Raw genomic sequence first — 20,420 nt, 5'->3', positions numbered from 1 at the left:
GGCACGGGAACCGGAATGCTTGAATTGCGGAATGCCGCTAAGATGGTAGGTGGTGAATATCATATTCACCCGACCGATCTGATACTCGAACGGGGTACGCTGAACGTCCTGCTGGGACCGACGCTCTCCGGCAAGACGTCGTTGATGCGCCTCATGGCTGGACTTGACCGTCCAACCAGCGGCTCCATCCATTTCGATGGCGCCGATGTGACCGGCGTGCCGGTGCAGAAGCGAAAAGTCGCGATGGTCTACCAGCAATTCATCAATTATCCCGCATTGTCCGTCTATGAGAATATCGCCTCGCCGCTCAGGATCGCTGGCCGTGACGCGAAGGCGATCGATGTGGAAGTGCGCAAGGCGGCAGAGCTCCTGAAGCTAACACCTTATCTCGAGCGTACTCCGCTCAACCTGTCGGGCGGGCAGCAGCAGCGGACCGCGCTTGCGCGCGCCCTTGTCAAGAATGCAGGGCTGGTGCTTCTCGACGAACCGCTTGCCAATCTCGACTACAAGCTGCGCGAGGAACTGCGCCAGGAACTGCCGAGAATATTTTCCCAGTCGGGCGCGATTTTCGTCTATGCGACGACAGAACCTTCGGAAGCCTTGCTGCTCGGCGGCAATACCGCGACCCTCAATCAGGGAAGCGTGACGCAATTCGGTCCGACCATTTCCGTCTATCGCCGGCCCGCCGATCTGGTGACGGCCAAGACCTTTGCGGACCCACCGCTGAATTTCATTTCGGTTTCGAAAGCAGGCGCGAGCTTTCAGCATAGTGGCCTAATCGGTATTCCGGTGCCGGCACATCTTGCGGCAATCGCGGACGGTCCGATCACCATCGCGTTTCATCCGCATCATCTTGCCCTGGAACCACAGACCGCTGGTGCGCCCAAGCTTCGCGCCAGAACGCAGATTTCCGAAATCACCGGCTCCGAGAGCTTCGTGCATCTGGATTACCAAGGGGTGCGCTGGGTTATGCTGGCGCACGGCATTCATGATATCGAGCCGGATACGGATGTCGACGTGTTCCTGGACACGCGTCACCTGATGGCGTTCGGCGACAATGGCCGCGCCATCGCTGCCACGCAGCTAGCGGCATAGGGGGACAGAATGGCACGGATCACGCTCGACCATATCCGCCACGCCTACGGACCCAATCCGAAGACGGACAAGGACTATGCCCTGAAGGAAGTCGATCATGAGTGGACCGACGGCGGCGCATATGCGCTTCTTGGTCCGTCAGGATGCGGAAAGACAACGCTTCTCAACATCATCTCCGGTCTGCTTCAGCCTTCGCACGGGCGCATCCTGTTCGGCGGCCAGGACGTAACCATGCTGTCGACGCAAGCCCGCAACATCGCGCAGGTTTTCCAATTCCCCGTCATCTACGACACGATGACGGTCTACGACAATCTCGCTTTTCCGCTTCGCAACCGGGGTGTCTCGGAGGCCGACGTCGATCGGCGCGTTCGCGAAATTCTCGAGATGATTGATCTTGCGGACTGGGCCAAGCGCAAGGCGCAGCGGCTTACGGCCGATCAGAAACAAAAAATTTCACTTGGCCGCGGTCTGGTGCGAAACGACGTCAACGCGATTCTCTTCGATGAACCGCTGACCGTTATCGATCCGCATATGAAATGGGTGCTGCGGTCGCAGCTGAAGCGGCTGCACAAGCAGTTCGGTTTCACGATGGTCTATGTGACCCACGACCAGACGGAGGCGCTGACCTTCGCCGAGAAGGTCGTTGTCATGTATGAGGGAGAAATCGTGCAGATCGGCACGCCCGCGGAACTGTTCGAACGCCCGAGCCACACCTTTGTAGGTTATTTCATTGGCTCGCCGGGGATGAATGTCATGCCGGCGGAAGTTGCCGGCAATACCGTCAAGGTTGGCAGTGAGACGATCAATCTCGGCTACGCGCCGAAAACGAATGGTGCGGCCAAGATCGAACTTGGCATCCGTCCCGAATTCATCCGCCTCGGCCGCGAAGGCATGCCCGTCTCGATTTCGAAGGTCGAGGATATCGGCAGGCAAAAAATCGTTCGCGCGCGGTTTGCAGATCAGCCGATCGCCATCGTCGTGCCGGAAGATGTGGAAATTCCAGCGGATGCGCGCGTCAGCTTCGATCCGGATGCGATCAGCATCTACGCCGGTTCGTGGCGGGTCGGAAGGGAGGGTTGATCATGGAAAAGACCTGGAACAACAAGGCCTGGTTTCTCGTCCTGCCGGTATTGCTGCTCGTCGCGTTTTCGGCGGCCATTCCGCTGATGACGGTCGTGAATTACTCCGTTCAGGACACCTTCGGCAACAACGAGTTCTTTTGGGCCGGCACCGACTGGTTCGACGACATCCTTCATTCCGACCGCTTCTGGGAGGCCCTGCAGCGAAACCTGCTATTCTCCTTCATCATTCTGGCGCTTGAAATCCCGCTTGGCATCTTCATCGCGCTCAACATGCCCAAAAAAGGCATTGGCGTTCCCGTCTGCCTCGTGCTGATGGCACTTCCCCTCCTCATCCCGTGGAATGTGGTCGGCACGATCTGGCAGGTCTTCGGCCGTGTTGATATCGGCCTGCTCGGCCACAGCCTGGAAGCGATGGGGCTCGACTACAACTATGTCCGCGACCCTATCGATGCGTGGATCACGATCATCATCATGGATGTCTGGCATTGGACGAGCCTTGTCGTGCTGCTGTGCTATGCCGGTCTCGTTTCGATCCCGGAGGCGTACTATCAAGCTGCGAAGATAGACGGCGCTTCGCGTTGGTCCGTCTTCCGCTATATCCAGTTGCCGAAGATGAAGCGCGTTCTGCTGATTGCGGTGCTCCTGCGTTTCATGGACAGCTTCATGATCTATACGGAACCGTTCGTTGTCACCGGCGGCGGACCGGGCAATTCCACGACATTCCTTTCCATCGATCTCGTGAAGATGGCGGTCGGCCAGTTCGACCTCGGGCCCGCAGCCGCCATGTCGATCGTCTACTTCCTGATCATCCTGCTGCTCTCGTGGATATTCTACACAGTCATGACCAGCAGCGACGCGAATTCATGAGGAGAGGGTCATGGAAACCACGATGAAATACAAACCCGCCGGCAACTTCTCCTGGGTCGTCTCGACGATCTATATCGTCTTTCTCCTGCTGCCGATCTATTGGCTGATCAATATGAGCTTCAAGGAGAATGCCGAGATCACTGGCGCCTTCTCGCTCTGGCCGCAGAATCCGACACTCAGGAACTACAGGGTGATCTTCACCGATCCCTCCTGGTACAATGGCTATATCAATTCCATCATCTACGTCGGGATGAATACGGTGATCTCGGTGCTTGCGGCGCTGCCGGCGGCCTACGCTTTCTCGCGCTACCGGTTTCTCGGCGACAAACACCTGTTCTTCTGGCTGCTGACGAACAGGATGGCACCGCCGGCCGTCTTCGCACTTCCTTTCTTCCAGCTCTATTCGGCGTTCGGCCTCATCGACACGCATGTTGCCGTTGCTCTGGCGCATTGCCTTTTCAACGTGCCGTTGGCCGTGTGGATCCTGGAAGGCTTCATGTCGGGTGTGCCGAAGGAAATCGACGAGACTGCGTATATCGACGGCTATTCGTTCCCGCGCTTCTTCGTGAAGATCTTCATGCCGTTGATCGCAAGCGGTATCGGCGTCGCAGCCTTCTTCTGCTTCATGTTTTCGTGGGTCGAACTGCTGCTTGCCCGTACGCTGACGACCACGGCTGCAAAGCCGATCTCGGCGATCATGACGCGCACCGTTTCGGCGGCCGGCATGGATTGGGGTGTACTGGCTGCTGCCGGCGTGCTGACGATCGTGCCGGGCGCGCTCGTCATTTATTTCGTCAGGAACTACATCGCCAAGGGCTTTGCTCTTGGACGCGTTTGAGGGAGATCGATATGAACTTTTCCTGGATGGCGTGGACGCTGCCCACGGCACTGTTCTTCCTGACGATCCTCGTGCTGCTGATCGGCATGAGCGTGTGGGAGTATTTCGCGCCGGGGGGCTCGCCGCGGGTCGGCGTGCTGCGTTTCGAAACGACGCGCGGGGACCGGCTTTTCATTTCGCTGCTCGGTGCAGCATTCATTCATCTCGCATGGCTGGGCCTTGTCGGGCCCAACCTATGGTGGGCACTTGCCCTCGCCGTAGTCTACGCCATCGGCGTGTTCCGCTACGTGTGACGGCAGGGTAATACAGATGGCCGGGGGACTGGCCGCCTGAAACGTGAAGACTGCAATCGCAAACCCTGGGAGGATATTATGCGACGGCATTTACTAGCGACAACAGCAGGCATCTTGCTGGCCATGGCGGGTTCCGCCTATGCCGGCATGGATGAGGCGAAAGCCTTTCTGGACAAGGAAGTCGGCGATCTCTCGACGCTTTCCCGTGCGGACCAGGAAAAGGAAATGCAGTGGTTCGTCGATGCGGCAAAGCCTTTCGCCGGCATGGACATCAAGGTTGTCTCCGAAACGATCACCACGCACGAATATGAATCGAAGGTGCTGGCACCAGCCTTTACCGCGATCACCGGCATCAAGATCGCCCATGATCTGATCGGCGAAGGCGACGTCGTTGAAAAACTGCAGACGCAGATGCAGTCAGGCGAAAACATCTACGACGCCTACATCAATGACTCGGACCTCATCGGTACGCACTGGCGCTATCAGCAGGCACGCAGTCTGACCGACTTCATGGCGAACGAGGGGAAGGACGTCACCAATCCCAACCTCGACATCGACGACTTCATCGGCAAGTCCTTCACGACGGCGCCGGACGGCAAGCTCTATCAGCTGCCCGACCAGCAGTTCGCGAACCTCTACTGGTTCCGCTACGACTGGTTCAACGACGAGAAAAACAAGGCCGACTTCAAGGCGAAGTACGGCTACGACCTCGGCGTGCCGGTCAACTGGTCGGCCTATGAGGACATCGCTGAATTCTTCACCGGACGTGAGGTCGGTGGTAAGAAGGTCTATGGCCACATGGACTACGGCAAGAAGGATCCGTCGCTCGGCTGGCGCTTCACCGACGCCTGGCTCTCCATGGCTGGCAACGGCGACAAAGGCATTCCGAATGGTAAGCCGGTTGACGAATGGGGCATCAAGGTAGACGAGAACTCGCGTCCAGTCGGCTCTTGCGTCGCACGCGGCGGCGACACCAACGGTCCTGCAGCCGTCTATTCGATCCAGAAGTATCTGGATTGGATGAAGGCCTACGCTCCGGCGGCAGCCCAGGGCATGACCTTCTCCGAATCTGGCCCGGTTCCGTCGCAGGGTGAGATCGCCCAGCAGATGTTTACATACACGGCCTTCACCGCCGACTTCGTGAAGCAGGGGCTGCCGGTCGTGAACGAGGACGGCACGCCGAAGTGGCGCTTCGCCCCGTCGCCGCACGGCGTCTACTGGAAGGACGGCATGAAGCTCGGGTACCAGGATGCCGGCTCTTGGACGCTGATGAAGTCGACCCCCGACGATCGAGCCAAGGCCGCCTGGCTCTATGCTCAGTTCGTCACGTCGAAGACGGTCGACGTGAAGAAGAGCCACGTCGGGCTGACGTTCATTCGCGAGTCCACCATTCGTGACAAGAGCTTCACCGAACGCGCTCCGAAGCTCGGCGGTTTGGTCGAGTTCTACCGCTCGCCGGCCCGCGTGCAGTGGTCGCCGACCGGTACGAACGTTCCGGACTATCCGAAGCTGGCACAGCTTTGGTGGCAGGCGATCGGCGATGCGTCGTCGGGAGCAAAGACCGCGCAGGAAGCCATGGATTCGCTTTGCGCCGAGCAGGAAAAGGTACTGCAGCGCCTGGAACGCGCAGGTGTTCAGGGTGACGTCGGACCGAAGCTCGCTGAGGAGCAAGATCTCGAATACTGGAACAAGGATGCCGTCGCAAAGGGCAACCTCGCTCCGCAATTGAAGGTCGAGAACGAGAAAGAGAAGCCGGTAACGGTCAATTACGACGAACTGGTCAAGAGCTGGCAGTCGAACTGATCGTCATCGAGGCGGGTCGGAAGTAACGAGGCTTCCGGCCCGCTTTGCAATAGCTCCGCGACCCATATGCTTCCGATATGCGCGGCGTCACGGCAGCTTGCAAGCGGATCTCTTTCAAAGCACGCCAATCGCATTTCTGACCGCCGCAACGCCTTGCGTAAGCGGCCTGTACTCCAGTCCAACACTTCCTGCGTATCCTCTCTCAAACAGCCAGTCGAGGCGGTGCGCCAGATCGACGCGGCCGGAGCCGGGTTCGTTGCGACCGGGGTGGTCTGCGACGTGTACATGAAACACGCGCGAAATCCGGTCACCGATTACATCCTCCGTTCGCTCATCCATTACCGCCGAATGGTAGACATCGTAGACGATTCCGATTTCGGGGCGATCGATCTCGTCAGCGATGTCGAGGCCTTCGCGGGTGGATTCCAGGAAATAACCGATATGGTCGATGCGGGTGTTCAGTGGCTCGACGCCGAGGCGCACGCCCGTGCCCTTCAGGACATCGGCGCCGGCGCGTAGCGCAGTCGTCAGAGCAAGGCGCTGCTCCTGCCGCGAGCGGCCGGGGAGATCGTCACCTGCCTGTGCAATGAGGATAGGAGCGGCGAGCCTCTGGGCGACCTTTACCGAAGCGGCCAGTCCTTCCAGCCACATTTGCTTGTTGGTGGCATCTGTCAACGGAATCATCGGCTCTGTCACGATGCTGGATACGGCGAGGCCGGTCTGCCTGAGGGCAGCGGAAATCGCGCCGAGATCCTTGTCCGTCCAACGCCAGAACTCGATTGCCCGCAACCCTGCCTTCCTGGCGCGGTAGATGCGGTCTTCGAAACGATCACCGGGTTCGGCGAACAGCCATTCGATGCAGGCTGAGTATTGGCGCATGATGGTTCCTCCCTGGTGCCCTAGCAGCGCGTCAAATGCCTGCAGCAAATGCGGATATCACGACATTCATCGGTCGAGCAGATTGCGGCGGCATCACGACAAACAACCGGTACTTTTTCTCCATCCTGGAACAAGCCGCGTATTTGGGGCGTTTCCAGTGCGCAATATTCAAGGGCGCTGGACAACGAATGACCGATTTTCGAGCCGTTTCCGATAGCCGTAAGACCACAAAAGCAATTGATTATATCACGACGGTCGCGCGCCGCCGCACCGCTCTTTCGGTCATTCCGGGCGGCATTATTCGCAACGGACGAAACGTCTGGCGAACTGGCAAAGCGGATAAGGCAGCTTTTCTGGTTGACGGTGCTGCCTATTTCGCAGCGCTTGATGAGGTTCTGCGACAGGCAAGACATTCGATCTGGATCATCGGCTGGGATTTCAATCCCGATATCCGGCTGAGGCCACATCAAAGCTCGGAAACGCTGGGCGAACTTCTGCTGGCGCTAGCAGATGAAAATCCATGGCTGCAGATCCGGATATTGATCTGGGGCATGGGGCCGGTCTACTCCGGAAAATCCTTGAAGCTTTTCAAGGAAAACGGCTTCTCCACACATCCGCAGATCAGCCTGCGTTTCGATCTGCGCCATCCTCTGCGTGGCTGCCACCATCAGAAACTGGTTTCCATCGACGACAGCATCGGTTTCCTCGGCGGTGTAGATTTGACCGCCCGGCGCTGGGATGAGCCTGATCATCGGGCCGACAATCCGCTTCGAAATGCTCCGGACGGTGTGCCATACGATCCTGTGCATGATATGCAGTCGATGGTCTCAGGCAGCGCTGCGCGGCTGATCGGCGACGTGTGCCGGCGACGGTGGAAGCAGGCGACCGGCAAGCTGATCGAAGTAGCTCCGCAGGGCGGCGCGTCATGGCCGCATACGCTCCCGCCGGAAATGGAGAATGTGACGGCGGCCATTGCACTCACCGAGCCGGGATGGATCGGCAAACGCGGGCGGTTTGAAGCCTTTCGGCTGACGCGCGATGCCATAAATGCGGCAAGGAAATACATCTATATCGAAACCCAGTATCTTGCCTCCTTCGGCGTGGCTCGGGTCATCGCGAAACGCCTCAAGGAGGCCGATGGCCCGGAGATTGCCGTTCTGGTGACGAAGAGTTCGCACGGACTGATCGAAAAGCTGGCAATGGGCCACAACCGCGACCGGCTGATCCGCAGGCTGAAGCGCATCGATCGCTATGACCGGCTGCGCGTGATGTACCCGGTCGTCCCGGACGGGAAGGGCGGCGAGCAGGAGGTTGTCATCCATTCGAAGCTTATCATCGTCGACGACCGTTTTATTCGCATCGGCTCTTCGAATCTCAACAATCGTTCGGAGGGGCTCGATACGGAATGCGACCTGGCGATCGAGGCGGAAAGTGCTGCTCACCGGCGGGCGATAACGTCGCTTCGCCACCGGCTGATCGCCGAGCATCTCGATGCGACGAGCGAAGCTGTCAAAGGCACGGAGACGGCGAAGCGGTCCTTGCTCAATGCCATAGAGGCGCTCAACATCCGCAAGCGCGGCCTTCGCCACTTTGCGATCGATATTGCGCGAGGCGAGACATCTCCGATGATCGGTACTGCTTTCGTGGACCCCCGGCGACCGTACCGGCCGCTACAGAAGCTGCGTCTGCGCATGAGCCGGCTTCTGAGAGCGATCTTCTGACGGTAGCTGCTTTGGCTTCGGAATGGCGACTTCGCTGATTGCGAAGATCGGCAGGCCGATCAACAGCGGAATCAGAAAATAAATCACCCTGAAGGCCACCAGCGCCCCTATCGAGGCGGCGCCGGGCAGGACATAGCTGACCGTGGCCTCGATGACGCCAAGACCGCCAGGCACGTGCGTAACGAGGACAGCGATATTGGCGAGCACGTATGCCGTGGCCGTTTGCACGTAGCTCGCCTGGCCTTGGACGGCTAGCATCTGATGCAGGCAGGCCGCGACGAAGGTGAAGTTCACCGTGCCGATGATGACCTGGCCCAATGCAAGCTTCGGGCGAGGCATTTCGAAAGACCATTTCCAAATATGCAGCGGCGCGCGGACGATGGCGGACAGAATGACATAGACTGCTGGCAGGCCGAGACAGGCGCAGCCGAGGGCGAACAGACTGGCCGGGCCGAGTTTCAGGAGATTTGCGGCATCGTGCGGATTGATGAGCAGGGCGATGCCCGCAAGGGCCGAAAGGCCGATGCCCACGGTCACGCCGCAAAACAGGATGACCTTTGCAACCTCCTCGGCATTCAAGCCCCAGCGTGAATAGAAGCGGTAGCGCACAGCGCCGCTGCTCAACGCTGCAAAGCCAAGATTATGGCCGATGGAGAGGCTGGTGAACGAGGCAATGGCCGCCCTCGGATAGCTCAGCGGCTTGCCGGCGTAGCGCAGCGCCAGCCAGTCGAAGCCGGTCAGGCAGAGGTAGGAGGCGGCCGCAAAGCCGAGGCCCCCGAGAATGCGGGCTCCCGGTATCGTGCCGATCGATTCCAAGACGTCGCTCAAGGTGTAACGGCTGAAGACCCTGTAGAGAAGAAAGGCCGCAAGCATCAGGCCGAGAACGAGCGCCAGATTGATAATCACGCGTTTGATGGACATAAATGCCCCATTTGGTTGGAGTTCCGCAGATGGAACGAAACGGGCTGAAAGCTAGTTCCCCCGGGATGAGCACATTCTCTCCCGTTCCGCCGCAATCAACCGGCGGCGAGCTGAAAATCCTGACCTACAATGTGCATAGCTGCATCGGCACCGACCGGCGGATCGAACCAGCGCGTATCGCCGATGTGATCGCGCAAACCGGCGCGGACATCATTGCACTTCAGGAACTTGATGTCGGCCGCAAGCGTACGGGCGGCATCGACCAGGCACATGCGATCGCTTCGCTCTTGAAGATGCAGGCCCACTTTCATCCGGCGCTGCATGTCGAGGAGGAGCAGTACGGCGATGCCATCCTGACAGCCATGCCGACCCGGTTGATGAAAGCCGGGCCGTTGCCCTCTGTAGGCGAGATGCGGGGCGCGATATGGGTGCAGATCGAACTGGCGGGAATTCATCTGAACTTGCTGAACACGCATCTTGGCCTGCGCGGCATCGATCGGATGCGGCAGGTGACGACGCTACTCGGCAGGGAATGGATTGGAAGCCAGAAATTCCAAGCGGCTCCCGCGATCATCTGCGGCGATCTCAATGCGGTCCCGTCATCGCCGGCTTACAAAATGCTGGCGCGGCATTTCCGCGATACGCAGCTGCTTGCCGCGCGGCGTCCCCGCCCGACCTATCCTTCCCGGCTGCCGATCCTGCGGATCGACCATATTTTCGTATCGGACGGGATTGGCGTGACATCTGCGACGGTCACCGCGACACCGTTCGTGCGCCGGGCCTCGGATCATCTGCCGCTGCTGGCTACCATATTACCGGGTGCGGCAATCACGTGAAAGGAAATCTCGTTCTAAGCGGTCACTGGAAGCGGCTGCCGAAGTTAAATATTTTCAATAATTTATACAGTAAAGGCTGATTTTTCTCACGAGTCGAGAAAGACTTGACGCCGCTCGTTTTATAACGCTTTAAATTATCAACCGTGACTGGGAGAGTTGCGGGGCATGTTTGCCGCTTCGACTGCGGGAGACATCGGCGGACGAGGAGGGTCTCGCCGCTTTACTTGCGAACGGGAGGAATATCATGCGCAAGTTTTTGGGCTCGGCAGCCGTTGCTGCCGTGATGATGGCAGGTACTGCGGCCTACGCGGCCGACGTGAAGGAAGTCCAGATGTTGCACTGGTGGACGTCCGGCGGTGAAGCTGCGGCGCTCAACGTGCTGAAGGAAGACCTCTCCAAGGAAGGTTTTGCTTGGAAGGACGTGCCGGTGGCCGGCGGTGGCGGCGATGCTGCCATGACGGCGCTCAAGGCCATGGTTGCTGCCGGTACCTATCCGACCGCCTCGCAGATGCTCGGCTATACGGTGCTTGACTACGCGCAGGCAGGTGTCATGGGCGATCTCACCGAGACCGCGACGAAGGAAGGGTGGGACAAATCTGTGCCCGCGGCTCTTCAGAAATTCTCCGTCTATGACGGCAAATGGGTTGCTGCTCCAGTCAACGTGCACTCGGTCAACTGGCTTTGGATCAACAAGGCCGTCATGGAAAAGATCGGCGGCACGGAGCCGAAGACCTTCGACGACTTGATCGCACTGCTCGAAAAGGCCAAGGCTGCAGGCGTCATTCCACTGGCGCTTGGAGGTCAGAACTGGCAGGAAGCGACGATGTTCGATTCCATCGTGCTCTCCACTGGCGGGCCGGAATTCTACAAGAAGGCGTTCAACGACCTCGACGAAGAGTCGTTGAAATCAGACACGATGAAGAAGTCCTTCGACAACCTTGCCAAGATCAAGGAATATGTCGACCCGAACTTCTCCGGCCGTGACTGGAACCTGGCGACCGCCATGGTAATTAAGGGCGATGCACTTGTTCAGGTCATGGGCGATTGGGCCAAGGGCGAATTCGTGGCGGCGAAGAAGACGCCGGATACCGATTTCCTTTGCTACCGGTTCCCGGGTACGGACGGCAGCGTGATTTACAACTCCGATATGTTCGGCATGTTCAATGTGCCGGATGACCGCAAGGCCGCGCAGGTCGCGCTTGCCACGGCCACGCTCTCCAAGAGCTTCCAGTCGGCCTTCAACGTCGTCAAGGGCTCGGTGCCTGCGCGCACCGACGTTCCTGATACCGACTTCGATGCTTGCGGCAAGAAGGGTATTGCCGACCTCAAGGCGGCCAATGAAGGCGGCACGCTGTTCGGCTCGCTGGCTCAGGGCTATGGCGCTCCTCCAGCGGTCGCCAATGCATACAAGGACGTCGTGTCCAAGTTCGTTCATGGACAGATCAAGACCTCTGATCAGGCCGTGGAAGAGCTCGTCAAGGCAATCGACGACGCCAAGTAACTGACATCGATCAAATAGGATCCTTCCCCGCGCAGGCGGGGGAGGCGTTTTGCTACAGATACGGCCCTGGGAGGGGACGATTTTATGAACACTGTCGCGACCCCCGAGATCAACCTGACGTCGGAACGCAAAATAGGCAATTCCATCCGCTCCCGCCTGCAGGATGTCCTGCCGAAGATCGTGCTGGCGCCGAGTTTCGCCGTCACCGTGATCTTTGTTTATGGTTTCATCGTCTGGACCGCCTATTTGTCCTTCACCAATTCCAAGACATTCCCATCCTATGTGCTGACAGGACCGCGCGCCTATCAAAGGCTATGGCGCTGGACGTTTGAGACCGATCCGCCGTCGAGCTGGTACACCTCGATTACCAATATGGGAATTTTCGGCTTTCTCTATGTCGGAATCTGTCTGGCGCTCGGCCTGTTCCTGGCAATTCTGCTTGACCAGAAGATCCGCGGCGAGGGGTTGCTGCGGCCAATCTACCTCTATCCGATGGCGCTTTCCTTCATTGTCACGGGCGTTGCCTGGAAGTGGTTTCTTGATCCGGGCCTCGGCCTTGAGCAGACACTGCATCAATGGGGCTGGACGAGCTTTCATTTCGATTGGATCAAGAACAAGGATTTCGTCATCTACACCGTGGTGATCGCCGGCGTCTGGCAGGCTTCCGGTTTCGTCATGGCGATGTTTCTCGCGGGTCTGCGTGGCATCGACGGCGAGATCATGAAAGCCGCCCAGATCGACGGGGCAACGACCTTTCAGCTCTACAGGCGCATCGTCATCCCGATGCTGCGGCCGGTCTTCCTGTCGGCTTTCATCGTGCTCGCCCATATGGCGATCAAGTCCTATGACCTGGTCGTCGCGTTGACGAGCGGCGGTCCCGGTGGCTCGGCCTGGCTGCCTTCCAATTTCATGTATGAATACACCTTCAAGCGAAACGAAATGGCCGTCGGTTCGGCGAGCGCAATCATCATGCTGATGACGATCTCGGCGATCATCGTGCCCTATCTGTACTCCGAACTTCGGGAGAAGGCGCGATGAGTACCGTTGCCTCTTCAGCAGCTGCCATATCGCAAGGCGGCAATGGCCGCCGGTGGATCACTCGCACCGTCATCTACGGCCTCCTGGTGATCTTCGCGATCCTTTATCTGATGCCCCTCTTCGTGATGCTGGTCACCTCGTTCAAGACCATGGACGAGATCCAAAACGGCAACATGCTGGCGTTGCCTCAGTCGCCGACCTTCGATCCTTGGTTGCGGGCCTGGGGCGAGACCTGCGTCGGCCTGACCTGCGCCGGCATCAAGGGCTATTTCTGGAATTCGATCAAGATGGTCGTTCCTGCCGTTGCGATCTCCACCATCATGGGCGCGCTCAACGGCTATGTGCTGACCAAATGGCGCTTTCCCGGCGATAAGCTTGTGTTCGGGCTGATGCTATTTGCCTGCTTCATTCCGTTCCAGTCGGTGCTGCTGCCGATGGCGACGATCCTCGGTGCACTCGGTCGCTTCGGTGCCACGCTGCAGAACGCCACGGGCATGAGCTTTGGTTTCGGCAATCCGACCGTCAATCTGGTCTTCGTGCACGTCGTTTACGGCTTGGGCTTCACAACGCTGTTCTTCCGCAATTTCTACGAGGCCTTTCCGACTGAACTGGTCAGGGCAGCGCAAGTTGACGGGGCCAGCTTCTTCCAGATTTTCCGTCGCATCATGCTTCCAAATTCGCTGCCGATCATCGTCGTCACGGTGATCTACCAATTCACCAATATCTGGAACGACTTCCTGTTCGCTTCCGCCTATGCCGGCACCGGTGAATCCATGCCGATGACGGTGGCGCTCAACAATGTGGTGAATACGTCGACCGGTGTGGTCGAATATAATGTCAACATGGCCGCTGCGATGATCGCCGCCGTGCCCACGCTCATCGTCTATGTCCTCGCCGGCCGCTATTTCGTGCGCGGTCTGATGGCGGGCGCCGTCAAAGGGTAATCCATGGCTTTCCTTGAAATATCCGGTCTTAAAAAGCGCTTCGGCGCCGTCGACATCCTCAAGGGGATCGATCTGGAGCTTGAAAAAGGCGGCTTCCTCGTGCTGGTCGGTCCATCCGGCTGCGGCAAGTCCACGTTGCTCAACACCATTGCCGGCCTGGAGTCGATTACCTCGGGCGATATTCGCATCGATGGCCGCACCATCAACGGTCTCCATCCCTCCAAGCGCGACATTGCCATGGTGTTCCAGTCCTACGCGCTCTATCCAAACATGACGGTGGCGGGAAACATTTCCTTCGGCATGGAGATTCGCGGCGTGCCGAAGGACGCGCGTGCAAAGGCGATCAAGGAAGTGGCCGACATGCTGCAGATCGGCCATCTGCTCGACCGCAAGCCAAGCCAGCTTTCGGGCGGTCAGCGCCAGCGCGTCGCGATGGGCCGCGCGCTGGTTCGCAATCCGCAGGTTTTCCTCTTCGACGAGCCGCTGTCGAACCTTGATGCGAAGCTGCGCGTCGATATGCGCACCGAGATCAAGCGCCTTCATCAGCGTATGAAAACGACGATCGTCTATGTCACGCACGACCAGATCGAGGCGATGACGCTGGCAACCAAGATCGCCGTACTGAAGGATGGAGTGCTGCAGCAGTTCGGCACACCCGCCGAAATCTACAATAGCCCGTCCAACATCTTCGTTGCCGATTTCATGGGATCGCCGGCGATGAATCTCCTCAACGCGACGCTGGAAAGGAGCGCCGGCGGCCTGCAGGTTTCACTCGACCGGCCGAACGCGGAAGCCTTAAAGCTGCCGGTTCCGGCCGCAAGCAACAGCCTGGCCTCCTATGCCGGCAAGAAGGTGATCTTCGGCATTCGCCCGGAAGCGCTGACCGATCCGGATGGCGCCGACCGCAAGGCAAAGTCGCTGGCGGAAGGCGACTGTGCGATCGAGGTGGTCGAGCCCGCAGGCTCGGACACTTTCGCTGTGACGAAGCTTGGCGGCAAGTCGGTCATTGCGCGGCTACGCGCCGATGCCGGTATTCAGCCTGGTCAGAGCACGCGCCTTGCCTTCAATCTCGACAAGGCGGTGTTCTTCGATCCCGAGAGCCAGCTCCGGATCGCATAGCATTTGTCAGACGGCCGTTACATGCACGGTGACAGGCGCAAAGCGGGACGAGAGTGCCTCGACGGTAATGTTACCTGTAAGGCCGGTTGCTTCCAGCCAGAAACCAGCCGTGCCGCCCTGTAGCGGAATAGCGGTGGGGCCGACGATCTTGGCCGGACCATCGACGCGCAGTGTCACGCTATCATGCAGAAAGGGAAGTCGCTGGCCATATTGGTCCAGCGCGCGAATGATGACGCGCGTCGTGTCGCGCTCGCGGGCTTTCAGCGATCCGCTGTCGGCCACCACGTCGAGCGTCGTCGGCAGCGGATCGGCAGCAAGTCGCAATCTGGCTACGGGCTGGCTGTCGATATAACCCGTAAACTCGCCGTCGAGCCACTCAAAACCCCACGTGCCAAGCTCATCGGCCGTGAAATGCCGATGGTCCAGCACGACGGGCGGGTGGGGTAGGTGGGGGAAATTTTCACGATCCGGACCGATGCGCTTGGTGATCGAGCCGTATTTCAGCTCGACCTCATCGCAGTTCGTAAGAATGATCAGAGGCAGAACGCCGCCGATGTTGCGCTCACCACGCGCCCAGAAGGTCACCGGTTTCATGACGATCTCGTCAGACGGATCGCACTGGCTGGAATAGGCATAGGCGGCGAATTTCGGCTCGCGGAACATGTCGAGCACACCGTGATAGCAGATGCGGTCCCCGGAGCCGAAATCCTTATGGGTGTTGTAGTCGAACATGCACCAGCCGATCGCGCCGGCGATGTCCGGATCGCCGTAGGCGGCGTTCAGCACCTCAAGGTGACGACGCACATGCTCTGCCTGGCGCGCTTCCTGATCGTAGATCTTGGTCGGATGCATGTGGCCATTGAACTCGGTGATGAGGTACGGCACCTTTCGATCAAGACCGGTGTTTTCCTGCTGGCTGCGAAGCGCCGTGCGTGGGCGATTGGCGCCGGGCAGTTCCTCGTTGCCGAGGATGAAATCGTTCATCGTGTATACGTCTTCGAGCAACTCGCTTTCCGTGATGTAGCGCACGCCGCCGGTCTTGCGGGTCGGGTCGAGCTCGCGAGCGAGCCGGTTGGTCTCGACGTAGAAGTCGTGGCTATCCTGCGATTCGTTGATGCGCACGCCCCATATGACGATCGACGGGTGGTTCCAGTCGCGTTCGATCATGCGGCGGACGTTGCGGATCGACTCTCGCTGCCATTCCAGGTCGCCGATATGCTGCCAGCCGGGGATCTCCTCGAAAACCAGCAGACCGATGCGGTCGCACTGGTCCAGGAACCATTTCGACTGCGGATAGTGCGAGGTGCGGACGATATTACACTTCAGCACCGATTTCATGATATCGGCATCGCGCTCCTGCGCCGAGCGCCCGGCCGCGTAGCCGACATAAGGAAATGCCTGGTGGCGGTTCAGGCCGCGCAGTTTCAGCGGCTTGCCGTTGAGCAGAAAACCATCCGGCGTGAACTCGGCGGTGCGGAAGCCGAAATGCGACGACAGCCGATCCGAGCCGTGGCTGGTTTTCAGGTCGACGGTGATTTCATAGCGCGCGGGGCTGGAAATGTCCCAAAGCGAGATGTCCGTAAGGCCTTCGAAGGAAAGCGTCACGTCTTCGCCCGTCGTATCGCCGCTCGCGGTCGCGATGACGGTGCCGGATGTGTCCTTCAGCGAAGCCGTAACGGTGCCAAGAAACGCGGCATTTTGCGGGTTGGCGAGATCGCAGCGGACGCGAACGGATTTGACGTCGGAGAGTACATTTGCGGTTTCGATCTTGATGTTGCGGATCGAGACCGCGCCAGTGACTTTAAGCCAGGCATCGCGATAGATGCCGGAATAAGTGAGGTAATCGATGCGGCCGCCGAAGGGCGGGATTGCGGGATTCTCGCTGCCGTCAATCTTCACGGTGATCAGGTTGTCGCCCTTAACAAGCTTGCCGGTGAGGCGGGCCTCGAAGGGCGTGTAGCCGTCCTTATGAGCGGTGATCTCTTCACCATTCAGATAGACGACGCTATCGGCCATGGCGCCATCGAAGACGATCGATACTTCGCGGCCTTCGAATTCGGGCAGCCAGCGCAAGACTTTCTGATAAGTGAAGGCGCGCTGATAGAGCTTCTCGTCGAAATAGTTGAAGGGCAGCTCGACGGCGGTGTGTGGCAGGCTGACGCTCGTCGTGCCGTCGAAAGCGTCGAGAAGCTGCTCGCCGAAGCCTTCGTGGAAACTCCAGGATTCATTGAACGAGACGACGGACCGCATCCCGGACTCCTCTTTAAAGCATGTCTGATTGGCGCGGCCGGCAAAGCCGCTTACGGATATTGTGCGCCATTCGTCGTCGTGTAGATCGAATAGAGCGACTGTGTTGCGGTGATAAACAGGCGGTTTTTCTTCGGGCCGCCGAAGGTGACGTTGGAGACGGTCTGCGGCACCTTGATCTTGCCAAGCAAGCTACCGTCCGGGGCAAAGCAATGGACGCCATCGGCGGCGCTGCTCCAGAGATTTCCGCTGATGTCGAAGCGGAAGCCATCCGGTATGCCGTTGTCGATTGAGCAGAAATAACGGCTATTGGCGAGCTTCTTGCCGTCGATGACGTCGAAGGCGCGGATGTGGCGCGGCACGTCATGATCGGCAGAGCCGGAATCGGCAATGAAGAGCTGCTTTTCGTCGGAAGTGAAAGCAAGGCCGTTCGGCTGGATGAAGTCGGTAACCACGGCTTCGACGACGCCGCTCTGCGCGTCGATGCGGTAGACGTTGCGCGTCTCCTGTTCCGGCTCCGACTTGTGGCCCTCATAGTCCGATTTGATGCCGTAGCTAGGGTCCGTGAACCAGATCGAGCCGTCGGACGCGACGACGACGTCGTTTGGCGAGTTGAGACGTTTGCCCTGATAGCTGTCGGCCAGCACCGTGATCTTGCCGTCGGGTTCCGTACGCGTGACGCGACGGCCGCCGTGTTCGCAGGAAATCAGGCGCCCCTGACGATCACGGGTGTTGCCGTTGACGTAGTTTGATGGCGAGCGGAAGACCGAGACGCCGCCATCGGGCACCCAGCGCAGCATGCGCTCGTTCGGGATATCGCTCCAGATCAGACAATTGAGATCGGAGAACCAGACAGGGCCTTCCGCCCAGCGGCAGCCGGTATAAAGTTCCTCCAGCTTGGCGCTTCCTGCAATCAGGCTGCGGAAGCGCTCGTCATGAATCTCATAGAGGATATCTTGCGACACTGATTGGCTCCTCCCCAAAGCGATATGACGTTCTTCGTAAACATAAACGGCGATGCGTGCCAGAGCCCCGTACGGCAAATGCACCGGGCGGCCGCATTTTTCAAAATCCGGCCGCCCGATGCGGTGATCGGCAATATCTGCCTCAAACCCGACTCCGGCGACAGCCTCACCGAAGAGCTGTTTTTTCTTCCTTCAACGATGAAATATAGTTACAGCTTCGACATAGATGAAGGTGAGTGGCATGGATCACAGCGACGTCGGAACGGTGGCCGCATGGCTGACGGAACAGGGACTGAAGGGTGCCTCCGAAGCCGAGCTGCTGACCGGTTTTTGCAATTCCTGCCGCGAATTCGGCCTGCCGCTCGATCGCGGCATGGCGCTTATGGATACACTGCACCCGGTGCATGAGGGCCGTGCCTTCCGGTGGGACAGCCAGGAGGACATAGAGACCGAATTCGAATACGGTCCGACCGGCGAAGGCAGTGCGCGGGATAACTGGCAGCGTTCGGCCTTTTACTATCTCTGGTCCGGCAAAGAGAGCGAGGTACGCCGCCGCATCGGCTTCGGCGACCCGACGGATTTCGTCATGCTCGCCGAGATGGCCGAAGCGGGCCACACCGATTTCGTCGCCATGGTACATCGCTTCGCCAAAGCTGGTACGATCGGCGAGATGGATTGCTTTTTCTCGCATTTTACGACGCGGCATCCGCAAGGCTTTTGCGACCACGACCTCGCCATCCTGCGCAAGCTGGTGCCGGTCCTGGCGCTGGCAATCAAGTGCATCGCGCTCGGCCGCATCGCGCGTACGATCGCCGAGGTCTATCTGGGCGAGGATGCCGCGAAGCAGGTGCTGGAGGGCAAGATCACGCGCGGCAAGTCCGAGCGGATTTCGGCGGCGCTTTGGTTTTCGGATCTTCTGAATTACACCAAGATATCGGATAGCGCGCCGCCGGAAGAAATTCTGCCGCTGCTCAACGCATATAGCGAAGTGGTGATTTCCGCGATCCATGAGGCAGGCGGCGACGTGTTGAAGCTCATCGGCGACGGTGTGCTTGCGATTTTCAAGGATGAGGAGCAATCAGAAGCGTGCCGCGCGGCATTGCGGGCCGAAGGTCTGTTGCGCAAGAAGCTTTCGACGCTCAACCAAGAGCGCGCCGCCGATGGCAGGCCGACGACGGACGTTTATCTCGGCCTGCATATCGGCGATGTCTTCTACGGCAATATCGGGAGCCAGGAACGGCTGGACTTCACGGTCATCGGTCCGGCGGTCAACGAGGTCAGCCGCATCGCGTCGATATGCCGGTCGGTCGATCTCAACGTACTGATGTCATCAAATTTCGCAGCTGCTATACCGGAGGCTCAGCGCAGCGGTCTCGCATGCATCGGCCGTTACGCGCTGCGCGGCGTCAAGCGGCCGCAGGAACTTTACACGTTGGAAACTGCGCGGCTCGGCGGCTGATCCTAGCGCAGCAGGCCCTGGCCGCCATCGATCCAGATCGGTGTGCCGGTAATGTGACGCGAGCGCTCTGTCGCAAGAAAGAGGATGGCTTCGGCGACATCCTCGCTATGCCCGGCCTCGCCGCCGCTGATCGGAATTTCGCCTTCCGGCCAGACGACCGGGATTTCCGTCTCCTCGCGGTGGCGGCTCCTGGTATTATCGCCGATATTGGTGTCGATGGCGCCCGGGCAGACGGCATTGACGCGGATTCCGTGCTTGCCCAGTTCCAGCGCCAGCTGCTGCACCATCGCCACTTGGCCGGCCTTCGTGACGGTATAGGCGGTCGCGCCAGGCGTCGTGAACGTCCGCGTGCCGTTGATCGAGGAGACGACGATGATGGAGCCACCGTTCGATTTCATATACGGGACGGTGAGATGGAGGGTGAGGTAGGTACCGCGCAGGTTGACGGCCATGGTCTTGTCCCACTCCTGCGGCTTCAGGTCGTCGATTGGCGCCCAGACGCCATTGATGCCGGCATTTGCAACGACGATGTCGATGCCTCCGAACTTGCTGAGAAGCGTTTCGATTGCGTCGCGCATCAGGCCTTCGTCGCTGGTGTCGGCCGTCAGCGAGATCGCCTCTCCGCCTGCGGAGCGGATTTCGTCGCGCGTTTGTTTCGCCTCGCGGCCGGTGCGGCTCAAAACGGCAACCCTGGCGCCTTCTGCGGCGAGCTTCAGAGCGGTCGCCTTTCCGATTCCGGATCCCGCGCCGGTGACCAGTGCAGTTCTTCCCTGAAGTTCCATTTTCCCAAATCCCTCGTTCGGTTTTGCGTT

The 20,420-nt window shown here is 59.3% G+C and carries 18 protein-coding genes; 13 read left to right on the top strand and 5 right to left on the bottom strand.

What is annotated here, in order from left to right:
* The first annotated feature begins 15 nt into the window (after nt 1-15).
* The 6 genes from BLP23_RS22690 to BLP23_RS22665 all read left to right on the top strand — a co-directional run bounded on the left by BLP23_RS22690 (nt 16) and on the right by BLP23_RS22665 (nt 5,978).
* Nucleotides 16-1,095: an ABC transporter ATP-binding protein gene (locus BLP23_RS22690; protein ID WP_092587026.1), complete on the top strand. Its 1,080-nt coding sequence runs from the start codon at nt 16-18 to the stop codon at nt 1,093-1,095.
* 9 nt (nt 1,096-1,104) lie between these two features.
* Nucleotides 1,105-2,175: an ABC transporter ATP-binding protein gene (locus BLP23_RS22685; protein ID WP_092587025.1), complete on the top strand. Its 1,071-nt coding sequence runs from the start codon at nt 1,105-1,107 to the stop codon at nt 2,173-2,175.
* 2 nt (nt 2,176-2,177) lie between these two features.
* Complete coding sequence (locus BLP23_RS22680) at nt 2,178-3,044, top strand: carbohydrate ABC transporter permease (RefSeq protein WP_022716001.1); 867 nt, start codon at nt 2,178-2,180, stop codon at nt 3,042-3,044.
* 10 nt (nt 3,045-3,054) lie between these two features.
* Nucleotides 3,055-3,882, top strand: coding sequence for a carbohydrate ABC transporter permease (locus tag BLP23_RS22675; protein WP_092587024.1), 828 nt, complete (start codon nt 3,055-3,057; stop codon nt 3,880-3,882).
* 11 nt (nt 3,883-3,893) lie between these two features.
* Nucleotides 3,894-4,175 carry a DUF2160 domain-containing protein gene (locus BLP23_RS22670; protein ID WP_027507881.1) on the top strand — a complete coding sequence of 94 codons (282 nt, stop codon included), beginning with the start codon at nt 3,894-3,896 and terminating at the stop codon, nt 4,173-4,175.
* Nucleotides 4,176-4,253: 78 nt separating this feature from the next.
* Nucleotides 4,254-5,978 (top strand): ABC transporter substrate-binding protein, encoded by a 1,725-nt coding sequence (locus BLP23_RS22665; protein WP_092587023.1) that lies wholly within the window; start codon nt 4,254-4,256, stop codon nt 5,976-5,978.
* A 114-nt stretch (nt 5,979-6,092) separates the two neighbouring features.
* On the opposite strand, the gene BLP23_RS22660 is transcribed toward BLP23_RS22665, so the two are convergent.
* Nucleotides 6,093-6,857, bottom strand: a complete 765-nt coding sequence (locus tag BLP23_RS22660; RefSeq protein ID WP_092587022.1) for a TIM barrel protein — start codon at nt 6,855-6,857, stop codon at nt 6,093-6,095.
* A gap of 188 nt (nt 6,858-7,045) precedes the next feature.
* On the opposite strand from BLP23_RS22660, the gene BLP23_RS22655 reads away from it, so the two are divergent.
* The gene (locus tag BLP23_RS22655) at nt 7,046-8,578 is read left to right on the top strand and encodes a phospholipase D-like domain-containing protein (protein WP_092587072.1); all 1,533 of its coding nucleotides are present in this window, start codon (nt 7,046-7,048) and stop codon (nt 8,576-8,578) included.
* On the opposite strand, the gene BLP23_RS22650 is transcribed toward BLP23_RS22655, so the two are convergent.
* The gene (locus BLP23_RS22650; protein ID WP_092587021.1) at nt 8,528-9,499 is read right to left on the bottom strand and encodes a lysylphosphatidylglycerol synthase domain-containing protein; all 972 of its coding nucleotides are present in this window, start codon (nt 9,497-9,499) and stop codon (nt 8,528-8,530) included. The genes BLP23_RS22655 and BLP23_RS22650 overlap by 51 nt on opposite strands.
* 65 nt (nt 9,500-9,564) lie before the next feature.
* On the opposite strand from BLP23_RS22650, the gene BLP23_RS22645 reads away from it, so the two are divergent.
* The 5 genes from BLP23_RS22645 to BLP23_RS22625 all read left to right on the top strand — a co-directional run bounded on the left by BLP23_RS22645 (nt 9,565) and on the right by BLP23_RS22625 (nt 14,937).
* Complete coding sequence (locus tag BLP23_RS22645; RefSeq protein WP_092587020.1) at nt 9,565-10,335, top strand: endonuclease/exonuclease/phosphatase family protein; 771 nt, start codon at nt 9,565-9,567, stop codon at nt 10,333-10,335.
* A gap of 244 nt (nt 10,336-10,579) precedes the next feature.
* Complete coding sequence (locus BLP23_RS22640) at nt 10,580-11,836, top strand: ABC transporter substrate-binding protein (protein WP_022715993.1); 1,257 nt, start codon at nt 10,580-10,582, stop codon at nt 11,834-11,836.
* 84 nt (nt 11,837-11,920) lie between these two features.
* Nucleotides 11,921-12,874: a carbohydrate ABC transporter permease gene (locus BLP23_RS22635; protein WP_022715992.1), complete on the top strand. Its 954-nt coding sequence runs from the start codon at nt 11,921-11,923 to the stop codon at nt 12,872-12,874.
* Nucleotides 12,871-13,818: a carbohydrate ABC transporter permease gene (locus BLP23_RS22630; RefSeq protein ID WP_092587019.1), complete on the top strand. Its 948-nt coding sequence runs from the start codon at nt 12,871-12,873 to the stop codon at nt 13,816-13,818. The genes BLP23_RS22635 and BLP23_RS22630 overlap by 4 nt, the downstream gene beginning before the upstream one ends.
* A gap of 3 nt (nt 13,819-13,821) precedes the next feature.
* The gene (locus BLP23_RS22625) at nt 13,822-14,937 is read left to right on the top strand and encodes an ABC transporter ATP-binding protein (RefSeq protein ID WP_092587018.1); all 1,116 of its coding nucleotides are present in this window, start codon (nt 13,822-13,824) and stop codon (nt 14,935-14,937) included.
* A 6-nt stretch (nt 14,938-14,943) separates the two neighbouring features.
* Here BLP23_RS22625 and BLP23_RS22620 read toward each other — a convergent pair whose 3' ends face one another.
* Both BLP23_RS22620 and BLP23_RS22615 read right to left on the bottom strand, forming a co-directional pair.
* Entirely contained in the window at nt 14,944-17,187 is a 2,244-nt protein-coding gene (locus BLP23_RS22620; RefSeq protein ID WP_092587017.1) for a glycoside hydrolase family 2 protein, read from the bottom strand.
* 50 nt (nt 17,188-17,237) lie between these two features.
* Nucleotides 17,238-18,149: an SMP-30/gluconolactonase/LRE family protein gene (locus BLP23_RS22615; RefSeq protein ID WP_092587016.1), complete on the bottom strand. Its 912-nt coding sequence runs from the start codon at nt 18,147-18,149 to the stop codon at nt 17,238-17,240.
* Between the two features lie 241 nt (nt 18,150-18,390).
* On the opposite strand from BLP23_RS22615, the gene BLP23_RS22610 reads away from it, so the two are divergent.
* Complete coding sequence (locus BLP23_RS22610; protein ID WP_092587071.1) at nt 18,391-19,608, top strand: adenylate/guanylate cyclase domain-containing protein; 1,218 nt, start codon at nt 18,391-18,393, stop codon at nt 19,606-19,608.
* Nucleotides 19,609-19,610: 2 nt separating this feature from the next.
* Here the strand turns inward: BLP23_RS22610 and BLP23_RS22605 are convergent, their stop codons facing one another.
* Entirely contained in the window at nt 19,611-20,390 is a 780-nt protein-coding gene (locus BLP23_RS22605) for an SDR family oxidoreductase (protein ID WP_092587015.1), read from the bottom strand.
* Nucleotides 20,391-20,420 lie beyond the last annotated feature (30 nt).

Source organism: Rhizobium mongolense subsp. loessense, assembly GCF_900099775.1.
GTDB lineage: Bacteria > Pseudomonadota > Alphaproteobacteria > Rhizobiales > Rhizobiaceae > Rhizobium > Rhizobium loessense.
The sequence above is the reverse complement of the archived record's forward strand: the minus strand, read 5'-3'. Positions and strand labels throughout refer to the sequence as shown.